Source organism: Pseudidiomarina halophila (assembly GCF_003987215.1).
In the GTDB taxonomy this organism is placed as follows: Bacteria; Pseudomonadota; Gammaproteobacteria; order Enterobacterales; family Alteromonadaceae; genus Pseudidiomarina; species Pseudidiomarina halophila.
Genome location: NZ_PIPW01000002.1, coordinates 418,980 through 439,524 on the forward strand (window position 1 = coordinate 418,980; position 20,545 = coordinate 439,524).

The window sequence follows — 20,545 nt, forward strand, 5'->3', positions numbered from 1 at the left end:
AAGGATAGAAAGCTTATTAAATAGGTTTTATGAAACAGCATTGGCAACCGTACAGTTTCATCTCATCATTGTGCTGCCTGGCTTGCCAAGACATGCAATGTAAGTTTCCCTCAGGAGACATGTTATGACTCATACTTCCCGGCTCGTCATGCTCATCATCTTATTCCTGACCGGTTGCAGCGACCCGTCTCAATTCGCGGTAGTAGGGACACTGGAACGTGACAGTATTCGTGTCAGTGCTGAATTTGGTGAAAAAGTCACTGTAATTCATGTGCGTGAAGGACAGCAAGTAGCCGTTGGTCAACTGTTGATTGAACAGGATACTGCAAGGGCGAATACCGAGTTGGCGCGGCTTCAGGCCGTGGCGGATCGCGCACAGCGACGGTTGGACGAGCTGGTACGGGGGCCACGCCAGGAGTCAATCGATGAAGCGCGCGGTCATCTTTTAGCGGCCGAAGCTGAATTGGATACGACGCAAAACGAATTGCAACGCATTGCACCACTTGAGCAACAGAATCTCGCCAGCCGCGACCAGCTCGATCGCGCCCGTAATGCGCATAGGCAGGCCTTGGGTAAGCTAGCTGCGGCGCGTGCAGCACTAGCTGCACTATTAGCTGGGACTACCGTCGAACAGTTAGAGCAAGCACGCGCATCTGTACGCGAGGCAGAAGCTGCTATCAACCAACAACAACTAACGTTAGACCGTCTTACTCACGCAGCACCTCGTGCAGCGCGTGTTGAGTCGTTGCCGTTTGAACTGGGTGAACGACCAGGTATGGGTGATGCGCTGGTGATTTTGCAAGCGACCGATCAAGCACCCTATGCCAGAGTTTATGTGCCTGCAGCGGTTCACCATCAGCTGCAGCCGGGGGATAAGGTAAGGGTAAAGATTGACGGTCACGGTGAACGAGAAGGCAAAGTTCGCTTTGTTAGCAGCGAAGCATCCTATACGCCATATTTTGCACTCACCGAACACGATTCAGAGCGGCTCAGCTACCTTACTGAAATTGCGCTGAGTGATGCCAGAGAACTACCAAGTGGTATACCGGTCCGTATGCTGATGACTTCACCCAGCGCCGGAGGACAAAATGAGTGAGTCAGTGGCGATCAGCGCCAAAGGGCTCACCAAACGCTTTGGTGATTTGACTGCAGTCGACAGTATTGATCTGGAGATTCCAGAGGCTGCAATTTATGGCTTTTTGGGCCCCAACGGTTCGGGCAAATCAACGGCAATTCGAATGCTTTGTGGCTTGCTCACGCCAAGCGCCGGAGAGGTTGAGGTGCTTGGCTATAAGGTGCCGGGCCAGGCGGAAAAAGTTAAGCGCGAAATCGGTTATATGACTCAGAAGTTTTCCCTGTATGAAGATCTCACAGTTACTGAAAACCTGAAATTTCTGGCAACGGTTTATGGTGTGCCAGCAAACAAGCTGAAAGAAACCGTAGATGGTGCAGTCGAGCGTTATTGGCTGACTGAACAGCGTAGCCAGTTCGCAGCCACCTTAAGCGGTGGTCAGAAACAGCGGTTGGCGCTCGCCGGTGCAACGCTACACCGTCCGCGGCTTCTCATTCTTGATGAACCAACATCAGCAGTTGATCCGCAAAGTCGTCGTGACTTTTGGGATATCTTATTCGGTCTGGCGGAAGAGGGCACAACGGTGCTGGTCTCCTCCCATTATATGGACGAAGCTGAGCGATGCCATAGATTAGCTATTCTCGATGAGGGTCGGGTTGTTGCTGAAGGACGGCCGCGGGATCTAATCCGTGATATCGGCGCCGGGGTAGTTGAAATTGAGACGTCAGCGCCACGTGCAGCCAGGGATTGCCTGGAAAAGATTGACGGCGTGCAGAGTGTGGCCCAGCTTGGCGCCCGTTTGCATGCGCTGACGGCTAAATCCGTCGAAGATCCAGAGGGATTAGTCAGTAATGCGCTGAAGCAGGCTGATGTTGATGCTGAGGTGGCTACTGTTATGGCCAATCTGGAGGATGTGTTCGTTGTAGCTACCCGACTCAACCACGAACAAGGAAAAAGTAACGATGCTGCGTAGACTACTTGCGATAGCAGGTAAGGAAATACGGCAACTGAAACGGGACCGTCTTACCTTCGGTATGATTGTTGGCGTACCGTTACTGCAAATCCTGTTGTTTGGCTATGCTATCGATTTGGATGTGCGAAATGTCGAGGCGGCGGTTGCTGACCATGCCAATACCAGTCTTTCGCGACAGCTGATCGCGTCTGCAGATGCCAGCCAGGTAGTAAAAATAACTCGATCTGCCAGCGGACCGGAGGAGCTCAGGGAGTTGCTGGATACGGGTCAGATCGACGTCGGAATTTTTATCCCGCCTGACTTCGAGCGTCGTGTCATTGATGGACATCGCCCAGTGGGACAGTTACTGATCAATGGCTCAGATCCGACCGTTGAACGCATTGCCCGCGGGTTAAGCGAGATGCCCTTGCCGGGCCAGCGAGCGAGGCAACTTTTGTTCGCACCCCGTACCTATTACAATCCAGAGCGGCGGTCGCCCGTCAATATAGTCCCAGCGCTAATCGGCGTAATCTTGCACATGACGATGGTGCTGTTTACCGCGATCGCCATTGTTCGTGAGCGTGAGCGCGGTAACCTGGAAATGTTGATCACCACGCCAGTGAAACCTGCCGAGCTTATGTTAGGCAAGATCACGCCCTACGTACTGATCGGCTTAATTCAGGTGACGTTAATTGTGTTGGTGAGCAGATGGCTGTTTGATGTTCCCGTACGCGGCAGCATAACTGATCTTTACCTTGCTTCAATGTTTTTTATTCTCGCGTCGTTGGCTCTGGGATTAACCGTTTCGACTTTCGCCAAAACTCAGTTTGAGGCCATGCAACTTACTGTCTTTACCTTTTTACCGTCGATATTACTGTCGGGATTCATGTTTCCTTTCGAGGGAATGCCGCGTGCTGCACAGTGGATCGGGGAAGTTATACCATTGACGCATTTTGTACGGCTGTCGCGCGGGATTTTGGTACGCGGTACAGAGATTGGTGCATTGCATAGGGAGATCTGGCCACTTTTGGTTTTTTTCGCGGTGTTTATGGTGGTAGCGACCTTGCGTTTTAAGAAACGTCTGGACTGAAGATTCCAGTAAACAAGGGCGGTACGCTTAATTGACAAGATAAAGCTCGAAAACGAAGCCGTTCTTCCTTAAACTGTTATACTATATGCGCATGAATTTTTTAGGGTTAGCGCTTTCGCAATGAGATTCCTACTTGCTAGTCTATTCGCTTTTTTTCTGATGGGGTGCAACCCACCGCAGGATGATGTCGTCATTGTCGGCAACGCTTGGTTGGGCACAATGCCGATAATCACGCTAGCTGCGATAGATCCGCAGACGCGACCGGCTGGTTTGAAAACCGTTATGCTGGTTTCCGATACCAGTGTTTTGCACATGCTCGGCAATGGCGCTGTAAGTGGCGCGATCCTCACCCTGGATAATGCTTTAAGCGTGAATACCGTGACCGACGGTGATTATTGCTTGGCTATGATACTCGACCGCTCGCTGGGCGCGGACGCGGTTTTAGTGAAGGAAGGTTGGAGTTGGCAGTCTGACACGACCATTTCAGTCGGTATGGAAGATAGCACTCTTGCGCGCTACATGTTGTCGCGCTGGCTTGAGCATGAACAGATCCCGGCGAGTGCTGTAATCCCTCGAATTTTACTGCCTACTCAGCACATTGCCGCTTTTACAAATGGTCAAACTGACGCGATTGTTACCTATCAGCCGTTCGTTGAACGTTTGCGGTCAAGAGGGGCAAAGGTTATTTTCGACTCTTCGACTGAAAATGTTGCCGTGCTGAATGTTCTCATTGTGCGTAAAGCCGTCTGGCCGCGAGCTGAGCCCCGGGTGCAGCAGTTAAAAACTAAACTATGGCCACAGGCGCTAACACGTTTGCGTCAGCGGGATGAAGCGTTCTGGCAGGGGCTGAGTGAATTGACCGAACTCACCACCGATGGCCTGGAACTGGCTCTGGAAGGTATTCAGTTCGTCGATCTGGCAGATCAGGAAAACGCTATGCAGCGATTGCTGGCACATGACATGCCGGCAACGTCTGAGTATCTTATTGCCAGCGGTGTACATGAATCTATAGTGCCTTTAACACCTTGTGGAGCCAGTCAATGAGACGAATCCCTTGGTGGAAGAAGTTATCGGTCCAGTTAACTTTACCGATTCTGCTCGCAGTTTTTACCATTTTTGCCGGATTAATGTACTTCCTCATCAGCGCTCAGCAGGACAGTGCGCTGCGCTCGGCGCGGCTCGAACTATTTAGCAGTCTGACAACTGCACAAGGTTCGTTTAACCGTATGCATGCCTGGAACCGTAAAGCCGCGGTTCCGGAACTGATAAGTGAAATGCACGTCCACCCGCGGGTAGATAATGCGGTTATTGTCAATAAACAGGGCGGCGTGGTTGCCAGTTATGAGCCGCACCTGGTCGGTGGACAACTGCAGCAGCTGGTCACTACGCTGGACCCGGCGTTGCTTGCGCAAGCGGCAACAAGCGCGACAACACGGATCGAATTTGAACCTGAACATGACCGCTTTATCGCTATTGTGCCGATTTTGCAAAGTATGAACGTGGCGCAACGACCACAGCGTAATTTGTTGGTGGTGGAATACCGGCATTCCGCCGATTGGTATCGTTTAGAAAATCTACCGTGGCTTCCGCTCGGCTTATTATTGGCGTTGCTTGCCAGTGTGGGACTTGCATTGTGGTGGGCGTTACAACGCTTTGTGGCGATTCCTGCGCAACAACTGGCTGCTGCTGTGACCCAGTTTGGTGATGGTAACTTAGATCCTGCCGCCTTGCCTACACGGCTCCCGAACGAGTTTGGTTTTCTTGCTCAGCGCTTTAAATTAGCGCTGCGCGAACGAAAAAAACAGGAAGCGCGGCTACGTAAATTATCGGCAGCCGTGGAACAGGCGAGTGAAAGTATCATGATCACCGACCTCGACGGCAAAATTGAATATGTGAACCCCGCGTTTGAACGTACGACAGGCTTCAGTGCTCAGGAAGTGATGGGTGAAAACCCGCGCATACTCGCCTCGGGCCGGACCCCGGATGAAGAATACGAACATCTGTGGCAGGAACTCGTGAAAGGCAAGACCTGGCAGGGCGAGCTGTATAACCGGACCAAAGAGGGTGTCGAGTTTCGCGAGTGGGCGACGATTTCACCTTTACGGGATGAAACTGGGCAAATCACCCACTACTTAGCGAGCAAACTGAATATTACTCAACGGGTTGAAGCCGAAGCCAGAGTCGAATATCTCGCCTACTTCGATGCGCTTACCGAATTGCCTAATCGCACCAGTTGTATCCAGCATCTCGCTCAGCGCTTGCAACAGCATCCTTCAGGCTGGCATGGCTCGGTAGTATTGCTTGATTTAGACGGCTTACAGCGCATCAATGATGTGCGTGGGTTTGAGTTTGGTGACGAAATTTTGAAGACTGTAGCGAAGCGAGTCCGCGGTTTGTTGGCGAACGAAGACGATACCTTTGTTGCCAACCTGGGCGGGGATTTATTTGCTGTGCTGTTACCGGTAAAAGATGAGTCACAGGACAGGGTTCTGGCAGATACCCAAGTACTGGTAAAACTGCTGCTGACTGAAGTTGGACAGTCAATTCTGGTGCACGACGAACGGGTGTCTGTTACCGCAAGTGCCGGTATTGTAATCTACAAGGAAAATGCCGAGTCCGCCGATGCTATTATCCGCCATGCTGAAACCGCAGTGCATACAGCGAAGGATGCCGGCGGCAACCAGACCGCAGTTTATGATGTGTCTTACAGTGCGGAACTTGAAAAACGTTATGAGATCGAACGTGAGCTGCGGTTGGCTCTGAACGACGAAGGTTTAGAGCTGTATCTGCAACCAAAGGTCACCGCTGATGGTCAACTGGTCGGGGCAGAAGTCCTGATCCGCTGGCAGCATCCGGAGCGAGGGATGATTTCACCTGCCGAATTTATTCCGGTGGCGGAACAAACTGATCTCATCGTCGATCTGGGTAAATGGATTGTGAATGAGGCGCTGGCGCAACTTAAGCAGCTGCCGCCGCCGCTGACGTTGGCGATCAATATCAGTCCACGCCAGTTTCGTAAATTTGATTTCGTTTACTTCATCGAACATGAGCTGCAGCAAAGTGACGTGGATCCGACGCGACTCATTCTGGAAGTGACCGAAAATCTTTTTGTCGAAGATATCGGCGATATTGTAAGCAAAATGGAAGCATTGCAGGAAAGTGGCGTGCAGTTTTCCATCGATGACTTTGGCACGGGTTATTCGTCGCTTTCTTATCTCCAACGCTTGCCATTGCAAGAGCTGAAGATCGACAAGAGCTTTATCCAGGCGATAGGGGATAATGAGCAGCAAGCCATCATCGACTCGATTCTGGCGATTGCGACCAACCTCAAATTACGTGTTGTCGCCGAAGGCGTAGAAACCCAGGAGCAGGTTGATTACTTGGCTAATCGCGATACTGACATCATATTGCAGGGATTCAAGTTCGATAAACCATTACCTATCAAAGAGTTTCACAAAAAATATTGTCCGCACTAGCGGATTTATCGCTTTAGGCTAAACTTAATCCGCTAATTTGGCCTGGAGCATCCTATGTCTACGATCCGTATCTTAAATCTTTCTTGGGTTTTGTTGCTGAGTTTAGTTGTTAGTGGCTGTTCGCCAGCAGGGCAGGATACAGCCGACCCTGCCGAAGCTGGTGCTGCGGAGACCGTGTCCGTTGAACAGTACAGTGCAGAAACCTTTTTTGCCACGACCACGCTGTTTGGCTCCTCGGTGAGTCATGATAATTCGGCAGTGCTGGTGACCAGCGATGCCGATGGTATTTTTAACGTCTACAGCTACCCCCTGGATGGCTCTGCACCGACCCAGTTGACGGGTTCGGACAGCGATGCAAATCGCGCTGTAAGCTGGTTCCCCAACGATAAAAGATTCCTGTTTACAGCCGATCAAGGTGGCAATGAGCTCAATCATTTGTTTGTCCAAGACCCTGATGGCACGATTTTAGATTTGACCCCCGGTGAAGAACTAAAAGCGGAGTTTCTGGGGTGGCGCGAAGATGATCAGGCATTTTATGTGATGACTAATGAGCGTGACCCCGCAAACTTTGATATCTATCGCTATCAGGTTGAGGATTACAGCCGCGAGTTGGTTTTTGAGAATACCGCCGGCTGGGCCGGTATGGTGTTATCCCCGAACGGGCAGTGGCTGGCGCTTGCCAAAGTGAACAGCAACACGGATACCGACCTGTTCTTACTGGATTTATCCACAGATGCCATTGAACCACAGTTGTTTACTGATGTTGATGGCGATGTGAGCCATTCGTTGTTTGGCTTTACGCCAGATAATCAGGCACTCATTTATGGCACCGACGGCCATGGCGAGTTTATCCAAGCCTGGCGCTATGAGCTGGCGACCGGGCAAACCAGCCAAGAATACAGCGACGAGTGGGATGTATCTTTTGTTTATTACTCTGATTCGGGCCGTTATCAGGTCATAGGTGTGAATGCCGATGCAAGCACAGAGCTATCGATAATCGATACCACAACAGGCGTGATGCTAGAGCTGCCTGATTATCCGGCCGGAGATTTACGCGGCGTGAATTTCTCTGATGATGAGTCGGTGCTGGTATTTTATGTAAACTCCGACACCTCCCCGTCGAACCTGTATGCCTGGAAGGTCGGGAGTGAAGCTATCACCCGTCTTTCGGATACCCTGAGCGCGGCAATCAATCCGGAACATCTGGTTGCGAGCGACGTGATCCGCTTTTTAGGGTTTGATGGGCTGGCTATTCCAAGCTTGCTGTATCAACCGCATCAGGCTAGCGCGGAACAACAAGTACCAGCGATAATTTTTATTCACGGAGGACCTGGCGGACAGACCCGTAAAGGCTACAATCCGTTGGTGCAGCACCTGGTGAATCATGGCTATGCCATGCTGGGAGTAAATAATCGCGGCTCATCTGGCTACGGCAAAACCTTTTACCATCTTGACGATCGTAAGCACGGTGAAGCAGACTTGCAGGATATTGTTTATGCGAAAAAATACCTGCAAACCTTACCCTGGGTAGACGGTGAGAAAATTGTAGTTATGGGTGGCAGCTATGGTGGTTATCTGACTATGGCAGCGCTGGCATTCACCGATGAGTTCGATGCCGGCATTAATATTTTTGGGGTGACCAACTGGGTGCGAACCCTGGAAAGCATTCCGCCGTGGTGGGCCAGTTTCCGTAAGTCACTTTACGATGAACTGGGCGATCCGGCTGAGGATCGCCAACGGCTGGAACGTATTTCGCCATTATTCCATGCTGATCAAATCCAGGTGCCGGTGCTGATTGTTCAGGGCGCCAACGATCCGCGGGTCTTGCAGGTAGAAAGTGACGAGATGGTGGCGGCGATTCGCGCGAATAATGTGCCAGTCGAGTACGTTCTCTTTGAAGATGAGGGGCACGGTTTTGCTAATCGTGAAAACCGCATTGAAGCACAACAAGCCTACCTCGACTTTCTCGAGACTTACGTGGCCAATAACGAGCAATAAAGACGAACAAATGGAAAAAGAGCGGCAAATTTGCCGCTCTTTTTTATGAAGCTGATGGTGTTAATCGCTGACGTTATGTTCTGCGGCGACTTTGTCGAAATATTGCAAAGCATGTTTGGCATAGGCGCGCTTTGCCAGATAATCAGCGGGAAAAAAGTTCTTTTTAAAGCCGTAAGCAACGATGTCTTTCAGCCGTTTTAGCGGAATATCTGCAGCTTGTAACGCAAGCTCATATTCGCGGGTCACTGTGGTACGAGATACCAGCCGGTTATCCGTACAAATTACCGTTGCCAGGCGGTGGGCGTACATGTGCTTGAAATTATGATTGCTGACATCGCCGATAGTGGGGTTAGTCTGCAAATTACTGGTAATACAGACTTCCACAGCAATACGCCGGTCGGCAATGAAGGACGCCAACTGACTCGCATATCCCTCTTTATCTGTTATAGCTTCATCCTGAATCATTTCTGGTGAGAATAACGAGTAGCCATGGCCCAGGCGGTCGGCATAACATTGGGTGAGTGCTTCAAAGATACTTTCCGCACCGTAAGCTTCGCCTGCATGTACAGTTTTCAGTAAGAAGTTCTGGTGTGCGTACTCATAGACTTCTTTGAACTCGTGCGCCGGATAGCCCATTTCCTGCCCGGCAATATCTAACCCGACAATCGGCAAACCTTCTTCATCGCGTAAACGAATGCTGGCACGGATCATGTCCATGGCGGCAATTTTGATAACGTGCTTTGGCTCATGATCGCGCAAGGTTTGAAACAGTTGGGTGTAGTAGGGCGAAAAACCTTTTTTACCAAACATGCGCATGGCGCAGTTAATAATGCCGTAATCGAACGGAGGTTTGTCACCGTTACGCACTTCGGACTGACTATTGTATTCGTCTTTAGCTCGCTTGAGACCGGCATTGGTGGTGTGCATCACACGGTCGAAATCTATGCCACGGCCAGGATCCATCATAAGCTGGGGCGCGAAACGGACTTCAATATAGATGACGCCCTCGGCGAGATTATCCATTGCCAGTTCATAAGCCGCCTGCTCCAGATTTTCCATATCCCGCAGTACTGCACAGGTGTACTGGAAGCCGTTCAGGTATTCACCAAGATTGTTGTAACTCTCTTTAAATACCTGGTCGTAGAGACCATCCACAGTATAGGACGGTAATTCAATGCCACTGCGTTTTGCCATTTCGATAAGCCCGGCTGGCCGCAAACTACCGTCAAGGTGCAGATGCAAATCTGCTTTGGGCATGGCTTTTAAAAATGCTTCGGTGTAACGCTGTGACATAACGACTCCCTTATTGAGTTTGCGCGATTATAGCAAAAATGCTCTTTGCATTCAGCGCCTAAACTCAGTATAAACCTGAAATACAGAACGCAAAAAAACAATTAGATGATCACCCTATGGCTTCACTTTATTACACTTACTCCGCGATGAACGCAGGCAAAAGTACCTCGTTACTGCAAGTTGCTCATAATTATGAAGAGCGCGGTCAGCGCGTACTATTGCTCACGCCCGCAATTGATGAGCGGGCGGGAAAAGGCAAAATTGCTTCGCGCTTAGGTATCGATCGGCAAGCTCTGGCGTTTACTAGTTCTACTGATCTGGCGGCGTTAATTGAAGCGCGTCATAGTCAAACTGCTATTGATTGTGTACTCATCGATGAAGCCCAATTTCTCACTGAAACCCAAGTCTGGCAACTTACTGATGTTGTCGATCGCATTGCTATTCCGGTGATGTGCTACGGCATCCGCACCGATGCGTTTGGCCAGGCCTTTCCTGGTAGCGCTGTGCTGTTAGCAGTCGCCGACAAAGTGAATGAAATGAAAACCATCTGTCATTGCGGGCGCAAGGCGACTATGAATTTGCGGATTGACGAAAATGGCGAAGCCGTAAAAGTAGGTGAACAAATCGCCATTGGCGGTAATGATCGCTACATCTCCTGTTGCCGTAAACATTGGAAAGAAAAGCTCGGGCTTAGCTAGATTTTTCCAGGACGGTTCGCTACTTAGCTTCAGCGTTTTAAACGATGTCTGCTATGCTTGAAGTGAAACCGAACATCAGGAGAAGATAATGAGTTCAGTGCCGCTGCCAAAAAATGAGCAGGCTCGTCTGCAGCTCTTGCATGAACTCGAACTTCTGGATACCGAAGCAGATCCAATTTTCGACCGGATTACGCAGTTGGTCAAAGAAGTTCTTGGAGCTGATGCGGCGTTGATTACCTTGGTTGATGAGGAACGGCAATGGTTCAAAGCAAAAGTTGGCTTTGATGAGCCGGAAACCGACCGGGACGACTCTTTTTGCACACATGTCATCGCCGCCGGTAAAACCATGGTGGTTGAGAATGCCCTCGAGGACGATCGCTTCAGCAGTAATCCTTACGTGTTGGCAGAAGGTGGAGTACGCTCTTATGCTGGCGCTCCTATTACCTTATTTGATGATTATCACTTAGGCACCCTGTGCGTCATCTCGCAATCACCGAATAAATTTCCTGCTGCACAGGTCCGTTACCTTGAAGTGCTGGCAGATTGGCTGTCAGCAACCATTGCCGATCGTTATGAGATTGATAATTACCAGGCCGAGCGTGAAGTTCTAGCGCAAGGCCCAGTTTGTGCCGTGGTGTGGCGGGTTGAGCCTGAGGTTCACTTGAGTTATGTCGCGGAGAATGCCGAGCGCGTGCTGGGCTACCCCAATGAATATTTGCTTCGCGATGATGTCAATTATGAGTCCATTGTGCATCCTGACGAACGCGCTGATTTACTGGACCGGATGCAGCGGGTGCTTGATGGCGAGCAGGAATTTCTGGACATGGACTACCGTATCCTGCGTAAGGACAATGGCCAGGATACCTCTCACTGGGTTCATCATTATGCGCGCGCGGACAAGGATAAAGCCGGCAATGTATTGCGGGTACGCGGTTATTTACTCGATGACAGCAAGGGTAAGAAGCTCGAGTTGGCGCTGCGCGAAACCAACCAGAATTTCGAATTGGCTCTGGCGGCCGGTGAGTTCTTCACCTGGTCCTGGACGCTGCCTAACGATCAGCTTAAGGTTAGTCATCCGTGGTCGCTGATGGCGGGCTATAGCTCCAAAGACGAACAGCAATTAAATTGGCAGACGCTGGTTCATCCTGATGATATGACTAAAATGCAAGAGCGGATGAACGACCACGCCCAGGGTAAAACTGATCGTTTTGAAGTACGTTTTCGCATTCGTCATAAAGAGGGGCACTACCTCTGGTTGCATAGCGTTGGCAAAATTGTCTCACGTGATTCGTCTGGCCGTCCGCTACGAATGACCGGTATTCATCACGACATATCACAACAAGTCGCCAATGAGAATTTTCTTGAGCAGCAGGCACAAGTACTGGAGCTGGTCTCCCATGTGCAGCATGAATTTATGCTGGCTAAAGATTTTAGCGAGGTCTGCGATCACGCATTACCGAAAATGATGGCAATGACCGGCAGCAAAGTGGGGTTTGTCGGCGAGTTACCGCCAGGTTCACGGCAGCGAAATCTGCTGTTGGTGCACGGTTTACGGATCGGTAGTGATCAGTATGAATCAGAGTCATTACAAGATCTGGTGAAGCAATCATTAGAAGTAGAGGTCGCAGGTGATGTGATACGTTCGGTGTTATTGCGCGGCGAACCTGAGTTTTGTCATGAACCACTGTCTGAACTTGAAATGACGCTTACCCCAATCACTTTACCAGCGCTGAAAAATGCACTGATTATGCCGTTGTATTTTAAACGCGAAGTGATAGGTTTGATGATTCTGGCGAATACCGAAAGTCACTATTCGCGCAAGTATCTGGGATTGTTGCGGCCGATGCTGGACACCCTTGGTACATTAATGCACATGCGACGCATGGATGAAGAACGCCAGCAGGCGGTTGAGGAATTACGGACACTGGCAACTACCGACGAATTGACGGGCGTTGCAAATCGGCGGGTCTTCTGGGAAGCCATTGAACAACGCTACGATGAATTCATGCGCTACGAAGTACCCATGACAGTCGCAATTATCGATCTCGATTACTTTAAACAGGTCAACGATAACTACGGTCACGCCGCCGGTGATGAAGTACTGCGTGAGTTTTGTGAACGCACCCAGGTGCAGCTGCGCGATATGGATTTATTTGGTCGTCTTGGTGGCGAAGAATTTGCGGTCTTGCTGCCCTACACGCCTGAGGATGAAGCGCTTCTGGCATTAGAGCGCATTCGCAAAGCGATTGCAGCAGATCCCTTTGTTGTAGAGGACGAGAAGATTACAGTAACTATGAGTGCAGGTATCGCTCAGTTAAAGCAAGCCGATGGCAAGCTCGATCATTGGTTGGCGCGCGCCGATGAGGCACTTTACAAAGCAAAAGATCAAGGTCGTAATCAATGTGTGACTGCATCTAAGCGCTAGTGCAGGTATACTAAAGCTAACAACAGATTCATGTTTTTAAGAGGTTTTCATGCAGCAAATATCCCTTCCCCGTCCTGACGATTGGCATCTTCATTTGCGCGATGACGAACTGTTGGCGACAACAGTTCCAGCATCTGCAAAAGTGTTTGGGCGTGCGGTTATTATGCCAAATCTGGTGCCGCCGGTGACCAGTGTGGCGCAAGCCATGGCCTATCGAGATCGGATTTTAGCGGAGGTGCCAGCTGGCGTCAGTTTTCAACCGCTGATGGCATTGTATTTAACCCAGGAGACGTCAGTCGAAACGGTTAAAGCCGCTGCTGCGGAAAGCGAGGTGATTGGCTTTAAACTTTATCCGTCAGGCGCAACCACTAACTCGGCAGCGGGAGTTACTGATATCGAAGCGCTGGACAGCGTGTTTGCAGCAATGGCCGAGCACCAGGTACCTTTGTTAGTTCATGGTGAGGTTACCGCCGCGGAGATCGATATTTTTGATCGTGAAAAAGTCTTTATCGATACTAAACTGCGCCCGTTAATGGTGCGTCACCCAAAGCTCAGGCTGGTGTTGGAGCATATCACTACCAGCGATGCCGTGTCCTTTGTCGAGAGCATGGGACCTAATGTTGCTGCCACTATCACCCCGCAACATTTATTGATGAACAGAAATGATCTGCTGATCGGTGGCATCCGGCCGCATAACTATTGTTTACCTATCCTGAAACGACGTGAGCATCAACAGGTGTTGCAGAAAGCAGCAGTTTCAGGAAGTCCGAAATTCTTTTTAGGGACGGATTCTGCACCACACGCGCAATCGAAAAAAGAAGCGGCATGTGGTTGTGCCGGATGTTACTCAGCACCTGCAGCATTGCAGCTTTATGCAGAATTTTTTGAGCGGATGGAGGCACTGGATAAGCTGGCAGATTTTGCCAGTCATTTTGGTGCTGATTTTTACGGTTATCCGCGTTCAAGCGAGACGGTCACGTTACGGCGTGAATCCTGGCAAGTGCCAGGCACTGTTAATACTGCCGTGGGGCCGATGGTGCCTTACTGGGCCAATGAAAAATTGAACTGGCAAGTCGTAGAATAATACAATATTAAAACATGCGTATCTGACAGATAGCAGTGCTTGTTTTTCACGCGAAAAGTGTCAAACTTACGTTAAGAAGTCGAGTCCAGGCTTTAATAAAAATTATAATATGAACAGGGACTGAGATTTGTTTAATTTTCTTCGTGCGCGCAAGTCCAATCAGCTCATCGTCACCTTTGCCGTGCGCAAAGGTGCGGTGCATCTTGTCGTTCTCGAGCCAAATGCTGAAGCATCACCAAGTCTGGTGGTTTCCGACGAGCGTGCGATAAAAGAAGATGATTTCGCCACGGGCATCAGACAGCTTGCGCACGAGTACTCGCGCTATTGTCGCCATCACCCGCGGGTGTCGCTGGTTCTAGGTAGCGGCCTGTATCAGAGTGTTACCCTCGATCGACCTAACCTGCCGGAAGAAGAAATCGCGACAAGCCTGCGCTATAACCTTCGCGACTTGGTTGAATTTGAACCTGAAGACTGTATCGCCGACTACTATGAGTTGCCAGTTCAACTGCCGGGTCAGAATAAAATCCATGCGATAGCGGCCAGCAAAAAGCAGCTTGAGAGCGTTTTACAAGCTATCCACGAAGTGTCTGATAACGTTTGCGCTATTATTGCCGAAGAACAGGCCGTCACCGAAATGTTTGCTGCACTCACTGACCCCGCCGTGGTGGTTTACCAGCAATCCCAGCAACCGGCATTACTTCAGGTTTACCGCGAAGGTGTACTGCAGGTGAATAGATCTGTTCGCGCGTTAGAGAAAATGAGCGAACTTAGTATCGAAGAAGTCCGCATGGGCGGTTTACAGCCGTTAAGTGTGGAGATTCAACGTTCTGCAGACTATTTCGAGCGTCAATTGCGACAACGGCCGGTTACCGATATTGTACTGGCTATGGCAATTTCCAAGCATGACGACGTGCTGGCTAAGTTACACGAAGATTTAGGTTTAACTGCGAGCTGGGCAAGCTATCCCGAGTGGGCACAAGAACTCGGTGCCGGTGACTACAGTGACTTCGCCGCCTTAGGCGGTGCGCTGATCACAGATAAATTAGCGGAGACCAGCAAATGAAGACATTTGCCAACCTCTACGTGAATGAACTGCAACCGAACCGGGAATGGCTGACGCTACGGCGTTTTATTGCTATTAATGGTGCCCTTATTGTCGCATTGTTCGTGGCATGGTTGTTAATTACACTGATTGCCGGTCAGCAGCAATCTGACCTCGCCGCGAGTGTCGCGCAAGCCAACCGCATTGAAGTCGAGCTGCGTCAGCGTCAGGCGACCCTTGAAGAAGCGTTAAATGATAGTTCGTTGAATGAGGAAATAGACAGCGTACAACAACAGCTAACCTTGCGGCAGCGCTTGTTGATACAAATGCAACAACTTACCGGTCGCAATAACGTTAGCTTCTCGGAATTGCTCGCTGACATTTCAGCTGTCGATAATAATGCCGTTTGGTTGCAGCGCATTCTGATGCAGGACGATGCTTTGACTCTGCAAGGGCATACGCTTGAACCCCAACAACTCCCCGTCTGGCTGGCTGATTTTAGTAAGTTTTCAACCTTAAAAGATCGGCCTTTTGGTGTGTTTGAGTTACGTGAAGAAGGCGATCAGGGTTTGCGCTTTGTCGTTGGTCACATTGAAAACAGCGGGAATGTCAGCGCCAGTTCAGGGAGTACTAAACGATGACCCAATGGCAGCAATTGCAATTAAAATTTAACGAGCTACCGCTGGGCCGACGTAGATTCTGGTTTGTCCTTACGCTGGCGTTTATTCTCTACCTTGGCGTTTGGATCGTTCTCTTACCCAGTTGGCAGAATTACCAAACCGAGCAAAGCAAACTTGCCCAGCAGCAAACGCGGGTTGGTTTGTTGCAACAACAATTGCAGGCGATTGATATTCGACTCTCGGGTGATCCTCAGGCACCTTTACGGCAAAAGTTAAGCGATTTGCAAGCACGACTGAACGAGCTGAATCAGCGCCTGCAAGCAGAAACAAACTATGTCAGCGCAACGGATAATCGTGAATTATTAAAAGCATTGCTAGGTAACGCTGGCGCACTGGAGGTACAGTCTGCCCAGGCGTTGCCAGCAGAGCGCGTGTACGGTGACGGCGAAGCAACCGCCGGTGCTATCTATAAGCATCGTTTACAGCTTGTTTTCAGTGGCAATTACAATGAAATTTACAACTATTTTCAAAGACTGGAGCAGTTGCCATGGTCATTTTACTGGCAACGCATGGATTATGAAGTCCGGGAACATCCGACAGCTGATGTACTGCTCGAAATTTATACCCTGAGTCTGGAGCGCGATTATGTGGCAAGCTAAGGCACTGCTCATCCTTGGTTGCTCATTTGTGACGATCGCGCAGGGGCAAGATCTGCGTGACCCGACCGCCCCGCCGCAACAGCGCATGGCAGCGGCACAGCAGGCTCAGGTGACCGATCTGCGGCTCACTGCGATTCAGCGTCGCACCTCAGGCATGACAGCTTATATTAATGGCCAACGGGTGGAACAGGGCGATCAACTACCACCTTATACAATAACCAAAATTACAATGGACCATGTCATCGTGCGCCATGCCGGAAATGGCGGCGAGTTAAAACTATCACTCTATACTCAGAGTCCATTAGTGAGTGACACTAAGAAGGGTTCAGGGGGACAGAACTAATGCGGATTGCCACTCTTATTGCAGCAACGCTGGTACTTACAGCATGTGCGCATCAACCTGAGCGTAAACCTGTTGAGGCACAACAAGCCTTGAACCAGGGTGAACAAGTGAAGGAAGCAAAACGTCCACCACTACCTGAGTCAGTGCGTGCGAGTCTGCGACCTACAGCGTTGGAAGCGAGTCGCGCAAGTGAACAGTTACTCGCGCAGCCGCGGTTTTCGGTAAACGCCAACGGTATCGACGCAAGTGACTTTTTCGCCGGTTTAGCGGCTGATTCTCCTTACAACATCGTGGTACATCCCGATGTAAGTGGCAGCATAACCCTGAGCTTGAAAGACGTCACACTTACAGAAGCACTTGAAGTCATCAGCGACATATACGGCTACGAGATTAAAAGTGAAAACCGCATGATTCGCGTGTTCCCGGCAGGCTTACGCACCGAAACCATCACCCTGGATTATTTGGCATTACAACGCATGGGATTGTCTCAGACCAGTGTTACCTCGGGCGGTGTCAAAGACAATGATGACCAGAACGGCGGCGTTTATGGTGGAGCCGGTGGTTACAACAATGCGCTGCTCGGTGGTGTAGGCGGTATTGGCGGTCAGGGTAACTTGTCCGACAACAGCCTGAACGGTATGAATACAGGTATGCAGACCAACGGTACGTCTATCTCCACCCAGTCAGAAACCGATGTGTGGGGCGATTTGCAACAAATCGTTCAGGGCATTGTTGGCGAAGGTGGGGGACGTCGTGTAGTGGTTGCTCCGCAAGCCGGCCTGGTCACTGTTACAGCGTTTCCGAGTGAATTACGCGCAGCCCGTGAATTTCTGCGTTCAGCCGAAGAACGCTTGCAACGCCAGGTGATTTTAGAAGCCCGGATTGTTGAGGTGGCACTTAATGACGACTACCAACAGGGCATTAACTGGAATGATTTGTTCAGTTTAGGTAATGCCAACGGCAGCATCGGATTCACTGGCGGCAGTGTAAGTGGTACCAATGGCGTATTTGGCGTATCGCTGGATGTTGGCGACTTTAGCGGCGTGCTGAACCTATTGCAGGATCAGGGCAACGTACAGGTTCTCTCCAACCCCAGGGTCAGCGCAAGTAACAATCAGAAAGCTGTAATTAAAATTGGTGAAGATGAGTATTTCGTGACCGATGTCTCTACTACGACGGTGACAGGTACAGCGACGACCTCGACGCCAAATATTGAACTGACACCATTTTTCTCAGGTATATCGTTGGATATTACCCCACAGATCAGTGATAACGGTGAAGTGATTTTACATGTACACCCGTCGGTTGTTGAAACCACCGAACAGAATAAAACCATCACGCTGAATCAGGAGTCTTTTATCCTGCCATTGGCACAGAGCAATATTCGGGAGAGCGATACCATTGTTCGTGCTCGCAATGGTGAAATCGTGGTGCTCGGCGGTTTAATGCAAACCAGTTTTACCGAAAATGAATCTAAAGCCCCGATGCTGGGCGATATTCCAGTCCTGGGTAACCTGTTCAAGAATAAACGTCGCTCTGAACAGAAAAAAGAACTGGTGATACTTATTCGGCCCGTAGTGGTCGGAGTTGATACCTGGCAACAAGAACTCGAGCGTTCGAGTGATTTGCTAAACCGCTGGTACAACGACTAATTAGCTAACTAACGAGTAACGATAAATTACAATGTATCAAGCGCATTATGGACTGACAGAATTGCCATTCACGCTGACCCCGAATACCAGTTTCTACTGTGATCTCGAGGGCCATCGTTCGGCATTTGAAGTTCTGCTGACAGCGCTTGAAGCAGGTGAAGGTTTCATTAAGGTGGTCGGTGAGGTGGGGACGGGAAAAACTCTGCTTTGCCGTAAGTTGTTAAATGAGTTGCCTGAGCACTACGTGACAGCTTACATTCCGAACCCTTATCTGAATCCGAGCGAAATGCGTGCGCATATCGCTCGGGAATTACAGGTGGAAGCGCCTGCCGAGCAAAGTGAGCAGTTACTCACTCAGGCCATCCAGGAGCGTCTGGTCGAGATCAGTCGCGCTGGGCAAATCGCTGTCATCGTGGTCGATGAAGCCCAGGCGTTACCCGCCGAGAGTCTTGAAGCATTACGACTGATTTCCAATCTGGAGACTGAGACCCGTAAATTGCTGCATATTGTTCTGTTTGGCCAACCGGAGCTTGATGAACGTCTGGCGACGCGCGAGCATCGGCAATTACGGCAAAGAATAACGTTCAGTTACAGCTTGCAGGCGATGACGGTTAATGAACTCGCGCGCTATATTTCTCATCGACTACACATTGCCGGTTATGAGGGCGCACCGCTGTTTTCTGCACGGGTGGTGAAAATGTTGCATCAGGGTAGTCGTGGCGTACCGCGGCTGGTGAACGTGTTATGCCACAAGGTTTTAATGCTTTGTTATGGCGAGGGTTGTTACCAAATAAAGCCACGGCACGTGCGTTATGCAGTTGCAGATACTGAAGACGTTACATTGCGATCGCATACCGTGCTGTGGTGGAGTGCGGTTGGCCTTGGCGGCGTGCTGGTTGCACTGCTATGGTCATGGCAGCAAGGCTGGTTGACGGAGTATCTGCCATGAGTGTGATTAACCGTATGTTACGTGATCTTGATAAACGCCAACAAAAAGAACGCAAGGATGGCTTTATCCCAGCCGCCGCAGCGCCATCTGGATTTCCCTGGGCCTGGCTACTCGGCGCTTTTGTGATTGCCGCAATCGCCGTGGTCGCGTTCATGGCCATCTATCAGGGAATGAAAACGTCGGAATCTGAACTCATCGAAAAATCATCACCGACACCAATAAAAGTTTCCGAACCTGACACAGTGGTCAAGCGTGATGAGCAAGAAACGACCAGGGTGAGTGACACGAATGCACCGGTAACCGAAGCCTCGCAGCCGCAAAGTCGACTTGAGCCACAACCTGTGCAGATAACACCAGATTTAGCCACCACTTCGGATTCAGCAACAGCAGAGGTTGCATCAACGTCCGATTCATCAGCAGCATCCGCCCCGGCGACGACGCCAGGGCCGAGAAATGAAGCTGAAACACAGGCCGACGTAGGCACGGATACTGGCAACGCGGTGGTGGGTGTGCCACAACAGCAAGTACCAGAGCAAACACATCAGCAGTCGCGAGAGCAAACCCAGGAGTCAGCAAAGTCTGGCGGCTCCATGGAAGTGACGCGCGTTGAGTTAAGCGCCGAAGAACTCGCCGAAGTTAAGTTGAAGCAAGCGCGCGAAGCTGCCCAGAAAGGTGAGCGTGAGCGGGCTGGCAGTTTGCTGGAACAAGTTATTGCGTTGGCGCCCGACCATGTCGATGCCCGCAGTGAATTGGCTGCCTATTGGTATGGACGAGGGCGGGTTCGATCGGCTTTGGCGGTGCTCGATGAAGGCTTACAACGCCAGCCACAGCAACCTGACTGGCTAGTGTTGTATGGACGGATATTATTGGAAAACGGTGCTTATGAGCAGGTATTGGTTTCGCTGGCTGAGCTGCCTGAGGAGAGCGCTGAAACCTCGGAGTTATTGCAAATGCGAGCCACTGCAGCCAGTGAACTCAATCGCTTTGCCCAAGCCGCCACTGACTATCAGCACTTGGCGGAGCGTACCGACCAAGGGCGCTGGTGGATAGCTGCAGCAGTTGCTTATGAGGATGCAGAGCAACCGCAGCAGGCGCTATGGAGTTATCAGCAGGCCCTGCAGGATGATGATTTAAGCCAAGATGCACGACGCTACGCAGCGCAACGGCAACATGCTTTAGGAGGCCAATAGCA

The 20,545-nt window shown here is 50.5% G+C and carries 17 protein-coding genes; 16 read left to right on the top strand and 1 reads right to left on the bottom strand.

The features are described 5' to 3' along the window. Nucleotides 1–124 precede the first annotated feature (124 nt). From CWI69_RS07970 to CWI69_RS07995, 6 genes are all read left to right on the top strand, one after another. Nucleotides 125–1,096, top strand: a complete 972-nt coding sequence (locus tag CWI69_RS07970; RefSeq protein WP_126763567.1) for an HlyD family secretion protein — start codon at nt 125–127, stop codon at nt 1,094–1,096. After that, entirely contained in the window at nt 1,089–2,045 is a 957-nt protein-coding gene (locus tag CWI69_RS07975) for an ABC transporter ATP-binding protein (RefSeq protein WP_198678922.1), read from the top strand. The genes CWI69_RS07970 and CWI69_RS07975 overlap by 8 nt, the downstream gene beginning before the upstream one ends. After that, on the top strand, nt 2,035–3,114 hold the full coding sequence (locus CWI69_RS07980) for an ABC transporter permease (RefSeq protein ID WP_126763569.1): 1,080 nt from the start codon (nt 2,035–2,037) through the stop codon (nt 3,112–3,114). The genes CWI69_RS07975 and CWI69_RS07980 overlap by 11 nt, the downstream gene beginning before the upstream one ends. 219 nt (nt 3,115–3,333) lie before the next feature. Next, nucleotides 3,334–4,158, top strand: a complete 825-nt coding sequence (locus tag CWI69_RS07985; RefSeq protein ID WP_126763571.1) for a type 2 periplasmic-binding domain-containing protein — start codon at nt 3,334–3,336, stop codon at nt 4,156–4,158. Then, a complete protein-coding gene (locus CWI69_RS07990) occupies nt 4,155–6,590 on the top strand; it encodes a putative bifunctional diguanylate cyclase/phosphodiesterase (RefSeq protein ID WP_126763573.1) in 2,436 nt (811 codons plus the stop codon). Before CWI69_RS07985 ends, CWI69_RS07990 begins: the two co-directional genes overlap by 4 nt. A 54-nt stretch (nt 6,591–6,644) precedes the next feature. Beyond that, nucleotides 6,645–8,588 (top strand): S9 family peptidase, encoded by a 1,944-nt coding sequence (locus tag CWI69_RS07995; protein WP_126763575.1) that lies wholly within the window; start codon nt 6,645–6,647, stop codon nt 8,586–8,588. Nucleotides 8,589–8,648: 60 nt separating this feature from the next. Here CWI69_RS07995 and CWI69_RS08000 read toward each other — a convergent pair whose 3' ends face one another. Beyond that, the gene (locus CWI69_RS08000) at nt 8,649–9,881 is read right to left on the bottom strand and encodes an adenosine deaminase family protein (protein ID WP_126763577.1); all 1,233 of its coding nucleotides are present in this window, start codon (nt 9,879–9,881) and stop codon (nt 8,649–8,651) included. A gap of 116 nt (nt 9,882–9,997) precedes the next feature. On the opposite strand from CWI69_RS08000, the gene CWI69_RS08005 reads away from it, so the two are divergent. From CWI69_RS08005 to CWI69_RS08050, 10 genes are all read left to right on the top strand, one after another. Further along, nucleotides 9,998–10,579: a thymidine kinase gene (locus tag CWI69_RS08005; RefSeq protein WP_126763578.1), complete on the top strand. Its 582-nt coding sequence runs from the start codon at nt 9,998–10,000 to the stop codon at nt 10,577–10,579. Between the two features lie 88 nt (nt 10,580–10,667). Beyond that, the gene (locus CWI69_RS08010; protein WP_126763580.1) at nt 10,668–13,004 is read left to right on the top strand and encodes a sensor domain-containing diguanylate cyclase; all 2,337 of its coding nucleotides are present in this window, start codon (nt 10,668–10,670) and stop codon (nt 13,002–13,004) included. Nucleotides 13,005–13,053: 49 nt separating this feature from the next. After that, nucleotides 13,054–14,088, top strand: a complete 1,035-nt coding sequence (gene pyrC / locus CWI69_RS08015; RefSeq protein ID WP_126763582.1) for a dihydroorotase — start codon at nt 13,054–13,056, stop codon at nt 14,086–14,088. A 127-nt stretch (nt 14,089–14,215) separates the two neighbouring features. Next, on the top strand, nt 14,216–15,151 hold the full coding sequence (locus CWI69_RS08020; RefSeq protein ID WP_126763584.1) for a hypothetical protein: 936 nt from the start codon (nt 14,216–14,218) through the stop codon (nt 15,149–15,151). After that, complete coding sequence (locus CWI69_RS08025) at nt 15,148–15,771, top strand: hypothetical protein (protein WP_126763586.1); 624 nt, start codon at nt 15,148–15,150, stop codon at nt 15,769–15,771. The genes CWI69_RS08020 and CWI69_RS08025 overlap by 4 nt, the downstream gene beginning before the upstream one ends. Then, a complete protein-coding gene (locus CWI69_RS08030; protein WP_126763588.1) occupies nt 15,768–16,409 on the top strand; it encodes a hypothetical protein in 642 nt (213 codons plus the stop codon). The genes CWI69_RS08025 and CWI69_RS08030 overlap by 4 nt, the downstream gene beginning before the upstream one ends. Continuing rightward, nucleotides 16,396–16,752, top strand: a complete 357-nt coding sequence (locus CWI69_RS08035) for a hypothetical protein (protein WP_126763590.1) — start codon at nt 16,396–16,398, stop codon at nt 16,750–16,752. Before CWI69_RS08030 ends, CWI69_RS08035 begins: the two co-directional genes overlap by 14 nt. Next, the gene (gene mshL, locus CWI69_RS08040) at nt 16,752–18,404 is read left to right on the top strand and encodes a pilus (MSHA type) biogenesis protein MshL (protein ID WP_126763592.1); all 1,653 of its coding nucleotides are present in this window, start codon (nt 16,752–16,754) and stop codon (nt 18,402–18,404) included. The genes CWI69_RS08035 and mshL overlap by 1 nt, the downstream gene beginning before the upstream one ends. A gap of 31 nt (nt 18,405–18,435) precedes the next feature. Then, entirely contained in the window at nt 18,436–19,353 is a 918-nt protein-coding gene (locus CWI69_RS08045; protein WP_126763594.1) for an ExeA family protein, read from the top strand. Beyond that, complete coding sequence (locus CWI69_RS08050) at nt 19,350–20,543, top strand: tetratricopeptide repeat protein (RefSeq protein ID WP_157984256.1); 1,194 nt, start codon at nt 19,350–19,352, stop codon at nt 20,541–20,543. Before CWI69_RS08045 ends, CWI69_RS08050 begins: the two co-directional genes overlap by 4 nt. The last annotated feature ends 2 nt before the right edge of the window (nt 20,544–20,545 follow it).